The organism is Roseburia sp. AF12-17LB (assembly GCF_003479605.1).
GTDB classification, from domain to species: Bacteria; Bacillota; Clostridia; order Lachnospirales; family Lachnospiraceae; genus Roseburia_C; species Roseburia_C amylophila.
In genome coordinates this window covers 259-559 of the sequence record NZ_QUHR01000035.1, presented here as the reverse complement: position 1 = coordinate 559, position 301 = coordinate 259, and the positions used below count along the sequence as shown (strand labels likewise).

Annotated in this window: 1 protein-coding gene; it reads left to right on the top strand. The window is 48.2% G+C overall.

Going from position 1 to position 301, the window contains the following annotated elements:
• The coding region (locus tag DWV68_RS14610) for a hypothetical protein (RefSeq protein ID WP_197420882.1) at positions 1 to 301 on the top strand (301 nt) is incomplete at both ends.

Here is a 301-nt window from a genome sequence, read left to right as displayed (position 1 = left end):
GGCAGTAGTGCTACAATCAGTGCATATGATGCATCGGTTGTGAATGCAACAGAACCCTTTCAACTGGCACAGATGATGGATGGGATGTTAAGCACATATCTTACCCAGGTGAAAGACAGGGTAAGTTCCTGTGAGGAGTTCTATGAACTGCAGCAACAGCAGTGGCAGGAATCCATCCGGCTGAGAACAGAAGAAGGCATTGTGAAGACGATTGTCGGAGTCGGAACCATGATTCTGGGAGGAATGCTTGTCGTAGCAACCTGTGGTATGGCTCTTCCTTTAGTGGCTACCGTAGGAGTAA